Origin of the sequence: Alteriqipengyuania halimionae (assembly GCF_009827575.1) — a bacterium.
Taxonomy (GTDB): Bacteria; Pseudomonadota; Alphaproteobacteria; order Sphingomonadales; family Sphingomonadaceae; genus Alteriqipengyuania_A; species Alteriqipengyuania_A halimionae.
The window spans coordinates 994,660-1,011,439 of sequence record NZ_WTYR01000001.1; the positions used below are offsets into that span (position 1 = coordinate 994,660).

Annotated in this window: 16 protein-coding genes; 9 read left to right on the forward strand and 7 right to left on the reverse strand. The window is 61.0% G+C overall.

Features of this window, described 5'->3' with window-relative positions; genetic code table 11:
• Positions 1–64: 64 nt before the first annotated feature.
• Positions 65–1,081 carry a tRNA dihydrouridine synthase DusB gene (gene dusB, locus GRI68_RS04820; RefSeq protein ID WP_160616187.1) on the reverse strand — a complete coding sequence of 339 codons (1,017 nt, stop codon included), beginning with the start codon at positions 1,079–1,081 and terminating at the stop codon, positions 65–67.
• A gap of 73 nt (positions 1,082–1,154) precedes the next feature.
• Between dusB and GRI68_RS04825 the strand changes: the two genes are divergently transcribed.
• Both GRI68_RS04825 and GRI68_RS04830 read left to right on the forward strand, forming a co-directional pair.
• On the forward strand, positions 1,155–2,315 hold the full coding sequence (locus GRI68_RS04825; RefSeq protein ID WP_160616188.1) for a bifunctional 2-C-methyl-D-erythritol 4-phosphate cytidylyltransferase/2-C-methyl-D-erythritol 2,4-cyclodiphosphate synthase: 1,161 nt from the start codon (positions 1,155–1,157) through the stop codon (positions 2,313–2,315).
• A 32-nt stretch (positions 2,316–2,347) separates the two neighbouring features.
• Positions 2,348–2,848, forward strand: a complete 501-nt coding sequence (locus GRI68_RS04830) for a CinA family protein (RefSeq protein ID WP_160616189.1) — start codon at positions 2,348–2,350, stop codon at positions 2,846–2,848.
• Here GRI68_RS04830 and GRI68_RS04835 read toward each other — a convergent pair.
• Together GRI68_RS04835 and lipA are read right to left on the reverse strand one after the other, a co-directional pair.
• The gene (locus GRI68_RS04835; protein ID WP_160616190.1) at positions 2,809–3,270 is read right to left on the reverse strand and encodes a type II toxin-antitoxin system RatA family toxin; all 462 of its coding nucleotides are present in this window, start codon (positions 3,268–3,270) and stop codon (positions 2,809–2,811) included. The genes GRI68_RS04830 and GRI68_RS04835 overlap by 40 nt on opposite strands.
• Complete coding sequence (lipA, locus tag GRI68_RS04840; RefSeq protein ID WP_199799713.1) at positions 3,270–4,322, reverse strand: lipoyl synthase; 1,053 nt, start codon at positions 4,320–4,322, stop codon at positions 3,270–3,272. The genes GRI68_RS04835 and lipA overlap by 1 nt, the downstream gene beginning before the upstream one ends.
• On the opposite strand from lipA, the gene GRI68_RS04845 reads away from it, so the two are divergent.
• Both GRI68_RS04845 and GRI68_RS04850 read left to right on the forward strand, forming a co-directional pair.
• The gene (locus GRI68_RS04845) at positions 4,275–4,913 is read left to right on the forward strand and encodes a carbonic anhydrase (protein WP_160616191.1); all 639 of its coding nucleotides are present in this window, start codon (positions 4,275–4,277) and stop codon (positions 4,911–4,913) included. The genes lipA and GRI68_RS04845 overlap by 48 nt on opposite strands.
• A gap of 35 nt (positions 4,914–4,948) precedes the next feature.
• Positions 4,949–5,677 (forward strand): NYN domain-containing protein, encoded by a 729-nt coding sequence (locus tag GRI68_RS04850; protein ID WP_160616192.1) that lies wholly within the window; start codon positions 4,949–4,951, stop codon positions 5,675–5,677.
• 64 nt (positions 5,678–5,741) lie between these two features.
• Here GRI68_RS04850 and GRI68_RS04855 read toward each other — a convergent pair whose 3' ends face one another.
• Positions 5,742–7,091, reverse strand: a complete 1,350-nt coding sequence (locus GRI68_RS04855; protein WP_160616193.1) for a hypothetical protein — start codon at positions 7,089–7,091, stop codon at positions 5,742–5,744.
• 306 nt (positions 7,092–7,397) lie between these two features.
• Between GRI68_RS04855 and gyrA the strand changes: the two genes are divergently transcribed.
• Positions 7,398–10,235, forward strand: coding sequence for a DNA gyrase subunit A (gene gyrA, locus GRI68_RS04860; RefSeq protein ID WP_160616194.1), 2,838 nt, complete (start codon positions 7,398–7,400; stop codon positions 10,233–10,235).
• Positions 10,236–10,268: 33 nt separating this feature from the next.
• Here gyrA and GRI68_RS04865 read toward each other — a convergent pair whose 3' ends face one another.
• The gene (locus tag GRI68_RS04865) at positions 10,269–10,940 is read right to left on the reverse strand and encodes a lysoplasmalogenase (protein ID WP_160616195.1); all 672 of its coding nucleotides are present in this window, start codon (positions 10,938–10,940) and stop codon (positions 10,269–10,271) included.
• Positions 10,941–11,005: 65 nt separating this feature from the next.
• Between GRI68_RS04865 and trmFO the strand changes: the two genes are divergently transcribed.
• A complete protein-coding gene (gene trmFO, locus GRI68_RS04870) occupies positions 11,006–12,376 on the forward strand; it encodes a methylenetetrahydrofolate--tRNA-(uracil(54)-C(5))-methyltransferase (FADH(2)-oxidizing) TrmFO (RefSeq protein WP_160616196.1) in 1,371 nt (456 codons plus the stop codon).
• 1 nt (position 12,377) lies between these two features.
• Here trmFO and GRI68_RS04875 read toward each other — a convergent pair whose 3' ends face one another.
• Both GRI68_RS04875 and GRI68_RS04880 read right to left on the reverse strand, forming a co-directional pair.
• The gene (locus GRI68_RS04875) at positions 12,378–12,833 is read right to left on the reverse strand and encodes an EF-hand domain-containing protein (RefSeq protein ID WP_160616197.1); all 456 of its coding nucleotides are present in this window, start codon (positions 12,831–12,833) and stop codon (positions 12,378–12,380) included.
• Positions 12,834–12,862: 29 nt separating this feature from the next.
• Complete coding sequence (locus GRI68_RS04880) at positions 12,863–13,516, reverse strand: hypothetical protein (RefSeq protein WP_160616198.1); 654 nt, start codon at positions 13,514–13,516, stop codon at positions 12,863–12,865.
• Positions 13,517–13,606: 90 nt separating this feature from the next.
• On the opposite strand from GRI68_RS04880, the gene GRI68_RS04885 reads away from it, so the two are divergent.
• The 3 genes from GRI68_RS04885 to GRI68_RS04895 are packed head-to-tail and all read left to right on the forward strand — an operon-like array spanning position 13,607 to position 16,778.
• Complete coding sequence (locus tag GRI68_RS04885) at positions 13,607–15,517, forward strand: TadE/TadG family type IV pilus assembly protein (RefSeq protein WP_160616199.1); 1,911 nt, start codon at positions 13,607–13,609, stop codon at positions 15,515–15,517.
• On the forward strand, positions 15,514–16,110 hold the full coding sequence (locus GRI68_RS04890; RefSeq protein WP_160616200.1) for a TadE/TadG family type IV pilus assembly protein: 597 nt from the start codon (positions 15,514–15,516) through the stop codon (positions 16,108–16,110). Before GRI68_RS04885 ends, GRI68_RS04890 begins: the two co-directional genes overlap by 4 nt.
• Positions 16,107–16,778: a TadE/TadG family type IV pilus assembly protein gene (locus tag GRI68_RS04895; protein ID WP_160616201.1), complete on the forward strand. Its 672-nt coding sequence runs from the start codon at positions 16,107–16,109 to the stop codon at positions 16,776–16,778. Before GRI68_RS04890 ends, GRI68_RS04895 begins: the two co-directional genes overlap by 4 nt.
• The last annotated feature ends 2 nt before the right edge of the window (positions 16,779–16,780 follow it).

Genomic DNA, 16,780 nt, shown 5'->3' on the forward strand with positions numbered 1-16,780 from the left:
TGTTGCAATTATGCAAGCGCTTTTGCGACCAATGCGCTTGCGCGAGCGGTGACAGTGCTGCGGATCAGGCCGCTTCGCGTTCGAGGAACGGCTCGTAGAAACGTTCGAGCGACGCCATGACGTCAACCGGATTATCGACGAAATTCACCGTGTTGCGGAATTCGGCCGAGCCAGGGAGACCCTTGGTGTACCAGCCCAGGTGCTTGCGTGCGATCTTCACCCCGACCACGTCGCCATAAAGGCCGAGCATGGCGCGATAGTGGTCCATGATAGTCGAAAACTGCTCTTCGATCCGCGGGTCGGGCAACCGCTCGCCGGTTTCGAGCCAATGCATGACCTGACCAAGCAGCCAAGGTTTGCCGTATGCCCCTCGCCCGATCATGACACCGTCGGCCCCGCTCTGCTCCGCAGCCTGCGCAACGTCGTCGATATCGCAGATGTCGCCATTGGCGATGACCGGGATCGAGACCGCATCCTTAACCTTACTGATGAAAGCCCAGTCGGCGGACCCCTTGTACATCTGGTTGCGGGTCCGGCCGTGGACGGTGACCATTTTCACGCCGATATCTTCGGCGATGCGCGACAATTCGGGCGCATTGAGACTGTCATGGTCCCAACCCATCCGCATTTTCACCGTAACCGGGACGGAAACGCCCTTAACAGTCGCCTCCATCAGTTTGATTGCCAAAGGAACTTCGCGCATCAGCGCGCTTCCGGCGTATCCGTTGACAACCTTGCGCACCGGACAGCCGAAATTGATGTCGATGATTGCCGCACCATTGTCTTCCTGGAGCTTGGCGGCCTCGCCCATCGACTCCGGATCGCAGCCTACGAGCTGCATCGAGACGGGCTCCTCGATCGCATCCCAAGCCGCCTTCTGAACGCTCTGGCGGGTTTCGCGGATCGCAGCCTGGCTTGCAATCATCTCGGTCACATTGAGCCCCGAGCCGAATTTGCGCACAAGGCGGCGGAACGGCAGGTCTGTTACGCCGGTCATGGGCGCGAGCACGACCGGCTGCGCAATGCGCACCGGGCCGATATCGATCGGCGCAAGATGGGGAGGCTGCGGCGTGTTGCTCATGGTGATGACCGTTAGGTAGGCGCGCCCCTAGTCGATTGCCAGTTTCGCGACAAGACGATAGGCGGCGCGCACCATGACCGACGCCTTCACATCTCCCCCTTCGCGCAACCTCGCAGCGATTATCGTCGCTGCCGGAACGGGAAGCCGTGCGGTGCAAGACATTCCCAAGCAGTATGTGCGCTGGCGCGGCAAACCTGTGCTGCGTCATTCGGTCGAGCGGCTTTTGGCAGCGGGATGCGCCCCGATCGTAGTTGCGATCGCGCCCGATGCCGATGATCTGGCGAGCGAGGCGATCGGCGATCTCGAAGGGGTCGAGACGTGCCACGGCGGCGGAACAAGACAGCAATCGGTCGCCCTCGCGCTCGAAGGGCTTGCCGAACGCGCACCCGAACACGTCCTGATCCACGACGCTGCCCGCCCGATCGTGGTGCCGGAAGTGGTCGATCGCCTTGTCGCCGCCCTACCCTCCCATGCCGGTGCAATTCCCGTGCTCCCCGTGGTCGATTCGATCGCAATCGAGCGCGACGGCATGATGGCCGGCAAGGCCGATCGTGAAACGCTCAAGCGCGTGCAGACGCCGCAGGCCTTCCGCTTTGCCGATATCCTGGCAGCCCATCGCGCATGGCAAGGCGCGAGCGATGCGGGAGACGATGCGCATGTCTTGCGCGATTTCGGCGGCGAGGTTGCTATGGTGCGAGGAGACGAAGCGCTGAAAAAGCTCACATTCGCCGAGGATTTCCGCAGCTCGCGCCCGGCAATCCGCACCGGTCTTGGCTTCGACGTGCATCGCCTGGCCGAGGGCGAAGAGTTGTGGCTCGCTGGATTGCGTATCGAACACAGTCATGGCCTTGCCGGGCACAGCGATGCGGATGTCGCGCTCCATGCGATCACCGACGCGGTCCTCGGTGCGGTGGGCGCAGGCGATATCGGCGACCATTTCCCGCCCAGCGATCCGCAGTGGAAAGGCGCCTCATCAGACCGTTTCCTCGCCCATGCCGGGAAACTGGCTGACGAGGCAGGCTACGCTGTCGCGAACATCGATCTTACCATCATCTGCGAAGCTCCCAAGATCGGTCCGCACCGCTCGGCCATGCGTGAGCGGATAGCGGCGATCCTCGGCATCGATCCGGCGCTGGTCGGCGTCAAGGCGACGACCACCGAAGGGCTTGGCATGACCGGACGCCGTGAGGGAATTGCGGCGCAGGCGGTGGCCACGCTCGCGGTATTCGATTAGCGCCGCCCCAACCGCCAGCATTGGAGCCGAGCATGGATTTCGACGCCATCCTTCCCGAGAACATGGTCGCCCTCGCCGAGCAGGTCGTCACGCGCAATCGCGAAGCCGGACGCATGGTTGCACTGGCGGAAAGCTGCACCGGGGGCCTGGTCGCCAGTGCAATCACCGAGATACCCGGCAGTTCCGCTGTGCTCGACCGCAGCTTCGTGACCTATTCAAATGCCGCGAAGATCGAGATGCTGGGCGTCTCCTCCGATATCATCGATACGTTCGGTGCGGTCTCGGCGGCGTGCGCTTGGGACATGGCGAAGGGCGCGCTTGCCGCGAGCGGCGCGGATGTCGCGGTAGCGGTCAGCGGGATCGCCGGGCCAGGCGGTGGCAGCGAGTTCAAGCCGGTCGGCACGGTGGTTTTCGCCCGCGCGATCCGCGGACAGGAAGAAAACGAGGCCGAGGAGCGCGTTTTCGCAGGCGGCACCCGCGCCGCGATCCGGCATCAGGCGGCGCTGGTCGCGCTCGAACTGTTGCTACCGTAAAGCGCGGCCGCGCGCGTTTCGAACGCGGCAACCATCTTGCGGAAGGCGCGATCGGCATATTGCCCGGCGAGCGCTTCGAACACCTTGTTCTTGAACGTGAAATCGACGCAGAAATTGATCCTGCAGGCCTCTTCCCCATCCGGTTCGAAGGCCCAGCTATTGTCGAGATCGCGCAGCGGTCCGTCGACGTAGTGAACCAGGATCGAATGCGGCCGCGCCTTGGTAACGCGCGAGGTGAATTTCTCGCGGATCGCCTTGAACCCGACCAGCATGTCGGCGGTCATCTCTGTCTCGCTATCAGCGCGCACGCGTGTCGCAACGACCCAAGGCAGGAATTCGGGATAGCGATCGACGTCGGCGACCAGATCGAACATCTGCTCGCAGCTGTAAGGCAGCCGCTTGGATTCGCGGATCGTCGGCATCAGGCCTTCGCCTTGGCCAGCTTCGCCTCTCTCGCCGCGCGCATTTCGGCGAAATCGTCTCCCGCATGATAGCTCGAGCGGGTGAGCGGACTCGACGCGACTTGCAGGAAGCCCTTGGCCCGTGCGATCGCACCGAAGGCCGAGAATGCCTTGGGTGTAACGAAATCCTCGACCTTGGCATGCTTCGGCGTGGGCTGGAGATACTGGCCCATGGTCATGAAATCGATATCCGCGCAGCGCATGTCGTCCATCACCTGGTGCACTTCGAGGCGTTGTTCGCCCAAACCCAGCATGATGCCCGATTTGGTGAAGATCATCGGATCGTGGCGCTTGACCTCTTCGAGCAGACGCAGCGAGGCATAATAACGCGCGCCGGGGCGGATCGTCGGATAGAGGCGCGGCACGGTTTCCAGATTGTGGTTGAACACGTCCGGCCCGGCCGCAGCGATCGCCTCGATCGACGGGCGCATCTTGCCGCGGAAATCGGGCGTCAGAATCTCGATCGTCGTATCGGGGGTGTTGCGGCGCAGGGCTTCGATCACCTTGACGAAGTGGCCGGCACCGCCATCGGGGAGATCGTCACGATCGACACTCGTGATGACGATGTGCTCGAGCCCAAGCTTTGCTGCAGCGGTGGCAACATGCTCGGGTTCGTCCTGATCGACGATGCGCGGCATGCCCGTCTTGACGTTGCAGAACGCGCAGGCGCGGGTGCAGACGTCGCCCAGGATCATCACCGTCGCGTGCTTCTTGGTCCAGCACTCCCCGATATTGGGACAGGCAGCCTCTTCGCAGACCGTATTGAGGTTGAGGTCGCGCATCAGCTTGCGCGTCTCGCCATAGCCTTTCGTCACCGGGGCCTTTACGCGAATCCAATCGGGCTTGCGCTGGCGGGCGGGGCGTTCTTCGGGCTGCGGAGCGGATGAGAGGTCGTTCATGGGCGCCCACTTAGGAGCCTTCGGGCCATCTTGCCAGTCCTGCAAAGAGACGGCATGGGCGATCGCATGAAGAGATTTTCCGGACTCGTCGATGGCTATGGCCGTTTCCGCCAAACCGGCTGGGTGGAACAGCGCGCGCGCTGGTCGGAACTGGCCGAGGGTCAGTCGCCCCAGGTCATGGTGATCGCCTGTTCGGACAGCCGCGTCGATCCGGCGCAAATCTTCGATGTCGATCCGGGCGAAATCTTCGTGGTGCGCAATGTAGCGGCCATGGTCCCGCCTTACGAGACCACACCGGGCCATCACGGGGTCTCGGCCGCAGTGGAATTCGCCGTGCAGTTTCTCAAAGTGCGCGAAGTCGTCGTGATGGGTCACGGCATGTGCGGCGGCTGCCATGCAGCCTTGACGCAGAACCTCCACGGGAACGAACATGGCGCAGGCGGTTTCGTTGCCGATTGGGTCGGCATGCTCGACGATGTGCGCGATCCGGTCGCCCGCGAATATGGGACGTCCGGACGCGTAGCGGAACTGGCCATGGAACTGGCAGCGGTGACATTGAGCCTTGGCAATCTCCGCTCCTTCCCCTTCGTCGCCGAGCGCGAGCAGTCCGGTGAACTGGCGCTGCGCGGTGCGCACTTTGCGATTTCGGATGGCGTCCTGCGAGTGCTCGACGAAGAAACCGGGGAATTCGGCCCCGCCGCATGATTTGATTCGGTCGCGCGAGTGCCTAAGGATGGCGCATGCCCGAACCGGATCTCAAAAACATCGCCCTCCTGATCGACGCCGACAACACCAGTCCGCGCGGCATCGACCCGGTGCTGACCGTGATGGCCGAACTCGGCCAGGTGAACATCAAGCGTGCCTACGGCAATTTCGCGAAGAACAATTTGCAGAATTGGGACAAGATCACCCACAAATACGGGATCCGTCCGCAGCAGCAATTCGATCTGACAGCGGGCAAGAACGCCACCGACATGGCGATGACGATCGATGCGGTCGACCTGCTGTATCAAGGGAAGGTCGACGGTTTCGGGATCATGTCGTCGGACAGCGATTTCACCCCGCTCGTCACGCGCCTGCGGCAGGATGGATTGATCGTCTATGGCTTCGGCAGCACCAAGAAGACCCCCGCCGCGTTCAAGAGCGCGTGTACGCGCTTTATCGATATCGACGCGCTGATCGCGAGTGCATCGGATGAACCGCCGAGCCCCAAGGCTCGCAAGGCGGAGGACAAGCGTTCGCTCGACGAAGATTTGATCGAACTGCTCGGCACCGCCTGGAAAGCCGCCAAGCGAGATGAAGAGGGTTTCGCCTCGCTCGGCGAAGTCGGCCTGATCGCCGGCAACCGTTCCAGCTTCGATGTTCGCAATTACGGCTTCAAGCGGCTGTCCGACCTGTTCGATTCGATCGACCAGTTCCAGATGGAGCGTCGCGACGACAACCAGTATTACGTTAGGCGCCTGCGCTGACCTAAGAGAAAGGGCGCATCGGCCAAAGCCGACTCGCCCTCTTTCAATTGGGTTTGAATTACGGTCAGCCAGCCTGCTGCTCGGCATAGATCCGCCACAGATTGGCAATCGCCGCCCACTCACCGGTTACCGAGGCGAACGTTTCCTTCGCTTCGGCGAAACGGCCTTGCTCGATTTGCGCAATGCCGATGCGGGTCATGAATTTGCCGTTGCCGGCACCGGGCTTGGCCGCGGCAAGTCGATAGAGTTCTTCAGCGGTGCCCGGCTGCCCATAGTTCAGGTAGGCGTCCGCTGCGGCCACAATAGTCGCGAGCGACGCGTTCGGCTTGCGCGCGTCGGCACCGAGCGAATCCAACTCGCCGCTTTCATCGACCGCGATCTGCTTCTTAGCGTCTTCGCGATTCTGCGTAACGAACCCTTCGCTTTCGTCGAAGAAGCCCTTCTCGATGCCAAGATCGATTGCGTCGAGCACTTCCTGCGGACGCTTGCGGTAATCGGCGTATTCAACGATCGCGGAGACATCCGGACGGTTCTGGATACTGTCGGTCTGGACCATCAGTCGCTGGAGGTCGAGCACGGCCTCGTCCTCACTATATCCGTCACGCACGATGATGATCGCATTGGCCCAGTTCGTCGGGTTCGGATAGAACCGGACGAGATTGTAAGCATAATCATTCTGATCGGAGGTCTGGAGTTCGCGTGCCAGCTTGTACGCTCGGAGCAACAATTCCTCGCTCGGTTTGCTGACCGCAGCGCTTTCGTCGATCATACCGTTCATGTAATCGAGCGCCTGCGCTCGGTTGCCTTCGCGAATATACGTGACAACAATGTTGTTTCTCAGGTTGGCATCGGTGCTTCCGGCATCGATCGCCATCTGAAACGCCTCACGCGCCTTCGCAAAATCGCCACGTTCGAACAGAATGATACCGCGCGCATTTTGCAAAGCCGCCTTGCGAGCATTACTTTGCAGGCCGCTTGACGTTTCCGTGTCGATGCCTTCGAGCTGCAGGGCTGTATCGTCAGTCAGCGCGCCGTAGCCAATCGCGACGTTGCCCCAGAAATACCGGTCCGAAGGGTTTTCGATCTTGTCCTTCACCGCACGCAATGCAGCGATCTCGTCCGCCAGCATCCGCGCGAGCTCGGCGCGACCGGCTTCGCGAGCTTCGCCCTCCGACTGGCGCACGCTGTCCGATTTGGCTTTCACTTCCGCGTCCGCCGCGCTGGCCTTGTACGCCTCGAATACCGGCTTGAAGGCTTTCTGGAAGTCCTTGGAGGGTGCGAGTTCCGGCTGTTGTTCTTGGGCCTGCGCGGCAGGTGCGGTGGCGACGGCACCGATACCCGCAAAGGCGAGCATCGCGGCCATCGTAGGCTTGCCGATAATAGCGCGGGTCTTGCGCGAAACAGTCGAAATCATCTGAGAAATCCCCTTCGTTGAGAAAACCGGGGCGGCGGAGGGATGCCGCCCGGCCAAATTCGTTGTGCCTCCTGCCGCTCCATCGGCTTTCTGGCAATATGAACCTTCTACCAAAAAGCCGCTGAACGGTGTTTGAATACCCTACGCATGGCCGGTTCAGCGCGTTCCGGCGAGCAATGTGGATAAATCGCGCGAATCTGCGCTCCGCGGAGGGGGTTTGCTGGCGAATTTCGAGCGGATTTGATAAGGTCTACCCCATTGGAAGGCCCCTCGCGGCTAAGCAGAAACAATACGAACGGACGCCCCTTGGCAGACGATACCGAAATTCTCGATTCCCCCTCCTCGCCCGAGGCTTTTCCCCGCATCGACATCGTCGATGAAATGAAGACCAGCTATCTCGATTACGCGATGAGCGTGATCGTGAGCCGCGCCCTCCCCGATGTGCGCGACGGACTGAAGCCGGTTCACCGCCGGATCCTGTTCGCCAGTCAGGAAGGCGGCTTCGTCGCCGGACGACCCTATCGCAAGAGCGCCAAGATCGTCGGCGACGTAATGGGTAACTACCACCCCCACGGCGACTCTGCGATCTACGACGCGCTTGCGCGCATGACGCAAGACTGGTCCCTGCGCGTCCCGTTGATCGACGGTCAGGGCAATTTCGGCTCGATGGATCCCGATCCGCCGGCCTCGATGCGTTACACCGAAGCACGCCTTGCCCGCGTGGCCAATTCGCTGCTCGACGATCTCGACAAGGACACAGTCGATTTCGCCGACAACTATGACGGCTCCCGGCGGGAGCCGACCGTGCTGCCGGCACGCTTTCCGAACCTTCTGGTCAATGGGGCGGGCGGCATCGCGGTCGGCATGGCGACCAACATTCCTCCGCACAATCTGGGCGAAGTGATCGACGGCTGCCTGGCATATATCGAAAATCCTTCAATCAGTTCGGAAGAATTGTTCGAGATTATTCCAGGTCCGGACTTCCCCACCGCTCCCCTGATTCTCGGCAAATCGGGCGCCCGCTCGGCTTACACGACCGGGCGCGGTTCGGTGCTGATGCGCGCGCGTCACGAAATCGAGACGAAGCAAGGCGATCGCCAGTCGATCGTCCTCACATCGATGCCGTACCAGGTCGGCAAGTCGGGCCTCGTCGAAAAGATCGCCGAAGCCGCGAAGGACAAGCGGATCGAAGGCGTTGCCGACATTCGCGACGAAAGTTCGCGTGAGGGCGTTCGTGTCGTGGTCGACCTCAAGCGCGATGCGTCGCCCGAAGTCGTGCTGAACCAGATCTGGCGCTATACACCAGCTCAATCGAGCTTCCCGGCCAACATGCTCGCAATCCGCGGCGGGCGCCCCGAAGTGCTTTCGCTGCGCGACATTATTTCATCGTTCATCGCGTTCCGCGAACAGGTCATCACGCGGCGCACAAAATACGAGCTCAACAAGGCGCGCGATCGGGCGCACATCTTGCTTGGCCTCGTTGTCGCCGTGTCGAATCTCGACGAAGTGGTGGCCATCATCCGCGGAGCACCGAACCCGCAGGTCGCTCGCGAAAAGCTGCGCGCCAAGGAATGGCCGATCGGTGATATCGCCCAGTATATCCGCTTGGTCGAAGCGATCGAGCCCGATGCCGAACAGGAGGGCGGCACATATCGCCTTTCCGAACGCCAGGTGAAGGCCATCCTCGATCTGCGCCTCCATCGCCTGACGGCGCTCGGACGTGACGAGATCGGCGATGAACTCAAGGAACTCTCGATCGCGATCGAGGAATATCTCTCGATCCTCGCCGACCGAGCGAAACTCTACGGGGTGATGCGTGAGGAACTCGAGGAAATCCGCGAGGCTTACGCCACGCCGCGCATCACCGAGATCGCGCCGGCCTGGGACGGGCTCGAGGATGAAGACCTCATCGAGCAGGAAGACATGGTCGTCACCGTCACGCATGGCGGCTACATCAAGCGCACTCCCCTCGCCACGTTCCGCGCGCAGGCTCGCGGCGGCAAGGGGCGCAGCGGTATGGCGACGAAGGACGAGGATGCCGTCGTCGAATTGTTCGTAACTTCGACCCACAACCCGGTGCTTTTCTTCACCAATACTGGACGCGTCTATCGCCTGAAGGTGTGGAAATTGCCCGAGGGCGGTCCGCAGACCCGCGGTCGTCCGATGGTCAATCTGCTGCCGCTGGGCGATGGCGAACTCGTCACCAACGTTCTGCCCCTGCCCGAAAACGAGGAAGAATGGTCCTCGCTCGGAATCGTGTTCGCTACCGAACAGGGCATGGTTCGCCGCAACTCGATGGACGCGTTCACCAACGTGCCCTCGAACGGCAAATACGCGATGGGGTTCGTCGAAGGCAGCAACGACCGATTGATCGGCGTCCGCCTGGTGGGCGAAACGCAGGAAGTTTTCCTCGCCAACGATACGGGCAAAGCGATCCGCTTCGCTGCGACCGATGCGCGCGAAACGAAGAGCCGGACCGGCATCGGCGTGCGTGGTATGACCTTGAAAGATGGTGCCAAGCTCGTTTCGATGGCCGTGCTCGATGCCAGCGAACGCGACACCGAGGTCCGCGAAGCCTATCTGCGGGCGGCATCGTGGAAGAACAACGATGTCGAACCCACGCTGCCGCCTGAAAAAGTGGCGGAAATGGCAGAAAGCGAGGAGTTCATCCTCACCATCACCGCAAACGGCTATGGTAAGATCTCGTCCTCCTACGAATACCGCACGATCGGTCGTGGCGGCATGGGACTGACCAATATCGGTGCCCCCGACAGCAATCCCGATCGGAATGGTCCGGTGGTGGCGAGTTTCCCCGTCCGCCACGGCATGCAACTCATGCTGGTGACCGACCAGGCCAAGCTGATCCGCCTGCCGATCGAGTTCCGCCATGAAATGGAGAACGGGTTCGAGAACCATCAAGGTTATTCGATCTCGGGACGTGCTTCGTCCGGGGTCCGGATCTTTAATGTTGGAAAGGACGAGAGGATCGTCGGTGCAGCCCGGATCGACGAAGACGAGTCGCCTGAAAACGAGGCCGAGGAAGCGATCGCCGAAGACATGGTGGGGCGGACCTCCGAAGAGACGACGCCGCACACGACCGCGCATTCGGACGACAATATCGAAGGCGAACCCGGCGCAAGCTAGTGCGATCGGCGGGCGGCAAACGAACGTAGCGGGTTAGACCGCTGCCGGATTGTGTCGCTCGCCGCGCAGCCGCTGGATCACCCCGGTGACGATCAGGAACTGACCGGTGTAATAAAGCGGCCAGATGAGCCAATCGGTGATCGCGGGATCGATCCGGCCGGCTTCCTTGGCGAAGATCAGCAGGTCGGACGCGACGAACAGCACCGCGCCAAGCCCCACCTGATAGCGCGAGAAGCGGCTGACCCAAGCAGTGGCAGCCATCAGCCCGAGGATCAGCGCATAGATCGTTGCGAGAAGCCAGCCATCCTGCGGCGCGGTAATCATCGCGGTGACGATCGGCGTACCCAGCAGCAATCCAAAGGCGGCCATCTTCTGGCTCGGTTGGACGATCTCCCGCGCATTGTGGCGATAAAGCAGGATCGCAACGAGATGCCCGAGGGCGAAAAACAGCGCGCCCAATTCGATGGCGAACTCAATTCCCACATCGCCCAGCGCGCCGAGTGCCATCACGGCGGCGATCAGCACGGTGTCGCGCCCCCTGCCCCGATCCCACGCATAGATCGCGAGCGTACCGACGCATGCGCCCTTCCATGCGGTGAGCCATAGACCAGGGACGCGTCCGTCGCTCGCGAAGAAAAAGGAGACCGACAGTGCGAGGCTCAGCAGCAGGAACGGCCTGCGATCGATAAGGGCTTGGCGGACCATGGATACTCCTTCGCCGACCGCTTAGCGCTGGACGCGCGCGCCATGCAAACCTAACTGCGCGTTCCATGGCACATGATATCCACATCATCGGCGGCGGCCTCGCCGGAAGCGAAGCGGCGTGGCAATTGGCCCAGCGCGGCTACAACGTTCGCCTGTCGGAAATGCGCGGCAGCGGAGAGACCACGCCTGCCCACCAGACCGACGGCCTGGCCGAACTTGTCTGCTCGAACAGTTTCCGCTCCGACGACGACGAGAAGAACGCGGTAGGCCTGCTGCATCACGAAATGCGGCGGCTCGACAGCATCGTCATGCGGGCGGGCGAGAAGGCGCGCGTTCCCGCAGGTAGCGCGATGGCGGTGGATCGCGACATCTTCTCGGCCGAGGTCGAGCGGATGCTGCTCGAGCATCCGAACATCACTGTCGTGCGCGAACGGATCGATACCTTGCCGGACGAAGGGCTCACCATCGTTGCGACCGGCCCACTGACTGCGCAGTCGCTGGCCGAGAGCATCGTTTCTGCGACCGGCAGCGATCGCCTCGCCTTCTTCGACGCCATCGCGCCGATCGTCCATCGCGACAGCATCGACATGGCGAAATGCTGGATCCAGAGCCGCTGGAACAAGCGCACCGAAGCTTCGAACGAAGAAGGCGACTACATCAACTGCCCGATGACGAAGGAGCAGTACGAGGCGTTCCACCAAGGACTGATCGACGGCGAGAAGACCGAATTCCGCGAGTGGGAGAAGGACACCCCCTATTTCGAAGGCTGCATGCCGATCGAAGTGATGGCGTCACGCGGGGTGGAGACCCTTCGTTACGGCCCGATGAAGGGCGTCGGTCTCGATAATCCCTACGATACGAGCGAGGAGCACCCACAAGGCCGCTGGCCCTATGCGGTCGTCCAGCTGCGTCAGGACAACCGGCTCGGCACGCTGTGGAACATGGTCGGATTCCAGACCAAGCTCAAATACGGCGCACAGATCGAGCTCTTCCGCACCATCCCCGGGCTCGAGAATGCCGAATTTGCAAGGCTCGGTGGCCTGCATCGCAACACTTTTCTCAATTCGCCCGACGTACTCGACCGCCAGCTGCGCCTGAAAGCCGCGCCGCATATCCGGTTCGCCGGGCAGGTGACCGGATGCGAAGGCTATGTCGAGAGTTCTGCCGTCGGCTTGATGGCAGGCCTGATGGTGGCTGCCGAGCTGGCCGGGCGGAACTGGACTTCGCCCCCTCGCGAAACCGCGATGGGCGCCCTGCTCTCCCACATTACCGGCGATGCCGAGGCGGCGACCTTCCAACCGATGAACGTCAATTTCGGCCTATTCCCGCCCTTCGAGGAGCGGGTGCCGAAGAAAGTCCGCAAGGAAGCCTATACCTCGCGCGCCAAGGAGAGCTTCGGCGCGTGGCTGGCCGAAATGGAAGGTGTGCCCGCCTAACCTAACAGCGACAGGCCGGTTTCGGCTTGCGCTTCGGAGCAGTGGTGCGGAATTCGGACGGCGTCAGTTCATTGTCGCCATCGGAATCGGCGCCTTCGAACTTGTCGACCGTCGCCACTGCCCACTCCTCGAAGGTCAGCAGATTGTTGCCGTCCTTGTCGAGCTTGCGGAAAGCGGCCGTGCGGGTCGAGAGCATTTCGCGGCGGGTGATCTTGAGATCGCGATTGCGGTCATAGCGAAAAAATCGGCGCTGCTCGCGCGTGAGTTCGGTCGCTTCGGGCAGGTCGGGACCGCGTTGATCCCCGGGATCGACGCTTGGGAGCGTATCGGGCACCGCACTTTCCGCAACAGGTGGTGGTGGGGCCGCCTCCTCGACCTGCGCCCTGCCCTGCCACCAGAACAGGCCAGTGCCTGCGAGAACGAGTGCTATGAATGCTCCGCTTACCAGTCCCTTCATCGTCGCCCCCTATCGCGATGGTGACCACTCTAGCGCCCCAGCAGGCCCCGGCGCAATGCGATGAATAGATCGGTCGGTCGCGATAGGGGCGCGCGATCGCTGGCAAGGGCTTTCGCGGCCAGCGCATCGAGCACGGCCAGCGGCCTTAGCGTCTTCCCGCGAAGCTGCGTCTTGGGCAGGGCCCCCGCCAGATCGAGCGCGATTGTGCGATCGCCTTCGCCGAGCCAGTGCCATGCGGCTTCGACGAGCGCATGGCGCTTGGCTGCGGGCGCAATGGCGCTTTCCTGCGCTCCGTCTCCCTTGAGTTTCGCCAGAGCCAGCCATCCCGTCGCCCTCCCCTGGGCATGGGCCAGGATCGGAGATTCGCCGAGCGGCCGCTCGGCAAGCAGCGCTTCCCATCCATCGACAACGCCCTGAAGTTCTCTTGCAGCCTCGCCCCAGCTCGATAGTCGGGCAAGGAGCGGGTTTCCCTTGGGCCAATCGGAGACCGGTTCGGCAAAGCGATCGCGCCACCAGGCGAGGCGCATCTGGGCTATGATCGGCTCGTTCGCTCCGCTGACGAAGCGTGCGAATTGGGCCTCGAGCGCGAACAATGTGAAAATATCACGCTCGCTCGGCCCGGGCGCATAAGCAAGCGCCAGCAGGTAGATTTGGGGTATTTGGTCGGGGTCGGCGCCGCTCATCTTCCGCTTTAATACCTCATTAACCATACTGCTTGGCGGGACGCTTACCAAACCACTCTAGATCACGGCTATGAATCACGTGGTGGGCCGATGATACATATGATCTTCCAATTCGTGCGGCGCCTATGGGGCAACCAGTCAGGCAATGTCTACGTCATCGGTGCAGCAGCGATATTTCCGATGCTCGCCATGGTTGGCGGCGCTGTTGATCTTAGCCGTGCTTCGATGGCGAAATCGCAATTGCAGTCGGCCTGCGATGCGGGCGTCCTCGCCGGTCGCCGCGCCCTCGCCCGCACCGGTAGCTGGGGATCGGGCGAAAAAGGCAAGGCGCAGAAAATGTTCGGCGTCAACTACGAATCCGCCGATTTCAGTGCCAGCGATACGGTGTTCACGCCGACCAGAAACGCCGATGACGATGTTCTCGGCACGGCGACGACAAAAGTTCCCACGCTGATAATGCATATGTTCAACTACAAAAACTTCGAGTTGAGCGTGTCCTGCATGGCCGAACTGCAGATTTCGAACACGGATATCATGTTCGTCCTCGATACGACCGGCTCGATGGGGACCAGCAACAAGATCGGAGCGCTGCGACAGGCAGTTAAAGACTTCCACGAAACCCTCGCTAAGGCAACGTCGGATCCGGGTACCCGCGTACGTTATGGCTTCGTACCGTACTCGGTAAGCGTCAACGCGTCGCACCTGATTGCCAATGCAAAGATGCCAAGTAGCTATTTTGCGGATTCGGCGGTCTACCAATCGCGCGAAGCAGAATTCACTGAGCCCGTTTATGTGGCGACCGGCCCGGGAGAAACGACCTACGGTGCGGAAGAAACGTATAGGCGAGTCCTATACGATTACGATTGCGACAATTGGGCCTCGAACGGTGGTGCCAGTTCCACGTCCGGGAATCCTCCTGTCACCACGACGTATGAACTGGTGAACTTCGACCGACGAGGAAGGTACCGCGGAAGGGACTACGGTTACTGCACGAGAAGGCCGGTCTACACCGAATACGAATATGAAACCCGCTACGCCTTCAAGCAATGGGTCTATCGACCGGTTACCATGAACGCCAGCGGCCTGAGCGGATTGGGACCGGTCAGCTATGCGAGAGATGTGATCGAGTACAGTCCCGGATCTGAAGTCTACTCGTGGGTCGACACTGCAGGCACCTACGATGTCCGCGAACTGGCGGCAATGAACGACGGTGTCAGGGGGGATAACATTCCGATCGCAAGCAACGCGTGGGACGGCTGCGTTATCGAGCGCGAGACGGTTGCGGAACCGGACTGGAACCCCATTCCCGACGGTGCGCAGGATCTGGATGTCGTCAGCGCCCCGGACCCTGGCAAGCCAGGCAGCTACTGGGTTCCTCGTTGGAATAATATCTCATTCTATCGTAACTATGATAATCAGACGAGTACATCCGACTTCACGCAGCCGGGCGGCAATTACTCCGCGTGCCCGGCGCCGATGCGATTGTTCGAATCCATTCCGATGACGAGCAGTTCAGTGCCGACCTGGATGAGCAACTATCTCAATAGCTTGTCACCCGACGGACAGACCTACCACGATATCGGAATGATCTGGGGCGTGCGACTCGGTAGCCCTCGCGGGATCTTCTCATCGGACGTGAACGACCTGCCAAACGTATCGACCACGCGCCACCTCATCTTCATGACCGATGGTGACATGGCTGTGAACCAGCAAACCCATTCAGCGTATGGGATCGAACAACTCGAACACCGTGTGGGCTATAGCGGTATCGGCACGAATGATCTATCAACCCGCCATTACAAGCGGTTCGAAGCCGCTTGCCGCCTCGCGAAAAACGAAGGCTATACGGTGTGGGTTATCGCGTTTGGTACATCGCTGACTCAACGCATGAAAGACTGTTCAAGCGGCGGACGTTGGTATTATGCCAGCAATGCGGCCGAACTTAGCGCGCAATATGCCGCCATTGCCTCTCAGATTGCGGATCTGAGGATCGGTTCGTGATCGCGTTCTGCAGGAAACTTCGCCAGGATGAATCGGGCGCCACGATTGTCGAGTTCGCGGTCGTCGCACCGATCCTCTTTCTCGTCCTGTTCGGCGGGATGGAGCTCGCACATGTCGCCTACGTCAAAACCACGCTGCGCAATGCTCTGCAAGAGGCGTCTCGTGCATCGGGTCTCGAGGATGGCAGCACCAATGCCGCAGCGATCGACCAAAAGGTGGAAAAGAGCATCAAGCGTGTCGCCCCAGACGCCGATGTCAAGATCAAGCGGACGAGCTATCAGGATTTCTCGGACGTCAAAACGCCCGAAGACTTCACCGATTCCAATTCGAACGGACGCTACGATTCAACCGAGTGCTTCGTCGATATCAACGGCAACAAGAAGTGGGACTCCGATCGTGGCAGGAAAAAGAGCCAAGGCGGGGCGGACGATGCCGTCCTCTATGAAGTCGAAGTGAAGTACGAGAAGATCTTTCCATTGTGGGCGCTTGTCGGGAGCAGCGAGAAGATTACCCAGCTCAACGCCGAAACCACGTTGCGCAACCAGCCCTATGGGACGCAGGTACCCAATGAGGGGGTCAACATATGTCCATGAAAGACAAAATCGGCGAAAGGTTCGGTGGCCTGAGGCAGCGCCTGCGCAAAATCTGGCGCTGCGAAAGCGGACTCGCGCTTGTTGAGTTCGCCTATGTCTCGCCGTTCCTGATTACGCTCGGGCTTGGCGGTGCCGAATTGACAAACTACGCCCTCACCCAGCAGCGCGTGAGCCATCTCGCGACGTCGCTCGCGGACAATGCCTCGCGAGCCAAACAGTTCGTCACCACAGGCGACCCCCAATTCCGTGAACATGATGTCCATGAAGTGTTCGCGGGCATGGAATTGCAGGCCGGCACACTCGATTTCAAAAAGAACGGACGCGCGATTATTTCCAGCCTCGAGGTGAACGCAGACAACGGGCAGTGGATACATTGGCAGCGATGCTACGGCGACAAGAGATCGTACAAGTCGGCCTATGGAAATGAAGGCAAAGGATCGAGCGGCACCGGCTTCAAGGGAATGGGCCCCGCCAGCAATCGCGTGACGGCAGACCGAGACTTCGCCATCATGTTCGTAGAAATTTTCTACGAATATGACCCCTTGCTTCTTGGCTGGGCTGTGGAGCCACAAACTCTCACCAAGACCGCCGCGATGTATGTTCGCGACGACCGTGACCTGAGCCAGATTTTCAACCCTTCGCCCAGGGCCACGGTCCTCAGCTGCTGATC

Coding starts and splice junctions, on each gene's coding strand:
- GRI68_RS04875 (WP_160616197.1), bottom strand. CDS start 12,833: ATGAAGGGACTGGTAAGCGGAGCATTCATAGCACTCGTTCTCGCAGGC.
- dusB (WP_160616187.1), bottom strand. CDS start 1,081: ATGAGCAACACGCCGCAGCCTCCCCATCTTGCGCCGATCGATATCGGC.
- GRI68_RS04895 (WP_160616201.1), top strand. CDS start 16,107: ATGAAAGACAAAATCGGCGAAAGGTTCGGTGGCCTGAGGCAGCGCCTG.
- GRI68_RS04885 (WP_160616199.1), top strand. CDS start 13,607: ATGATACATATGATCTTCCAATTCGTGCGGCGCCTATGGGGCAACCAG.
- GRI68_RS04830 (WP_160616189.1), top strand. CDS start 2,348: ATGGATTTCGACGCCATCCTTCCCGAGAACATGGTCGCCCTCGCCGAG.
- GRI68_RS04855 (WP_160616193.1), bottom strand. CDS start 7,091: ATGATTTCGACTGTTTCGCGCAAGACCCGCGCTATTATCGGCAAGCCT.
- GRI68_RS04850 (WP_160616192.1), top strand. CDS start 4,949: ATGCCCGAACCGGATCTCAAAAACATCGCCCTCCTGATCGACGCCGAC.
- GRI68_RS04825 (WP_160616188.1), top strand. CDS start 1,155: ATGACCGACGCCTTCACATCTCCCCCTTCGCGCAACCTCGCAGCGATT.
- GRI68_RS04880 (WP_160616198.1), bottom strand. CDS start 13,516: ATGAGCGGCGCCGACCCCGACCAAATACCCCAAATCTACCTGCTGGCG.
- GRI68_RS04845 (WP_160616191.1), top strand. CDS start 4,275: ATGAAGAGATTTTCCGGACTCGTCGATGGCTATGGCCGTTTCCGCCAA.
- trmFO (WP_160616196.1), top strand. CDS start 11,006: ATGGCACATGATATCCACATCATCGGCGGCGGCCTCGCCGGAAGCGAA.
- GRI68_RS04835 (WP_160616190.1), bottom strand. CDS start 3,270: ATGCCGACGATCCGCGAATCCAAGCGGCTGCCTTACAGCTGCGAGCAG.
- GRI68_RS04865 (WP_160616195.1), bottom strand. CDS start 10,940: ATGGTCCGCCAAGCCCTTATCGATCGCAGGCCGTTCCTGCTGCTGAGC.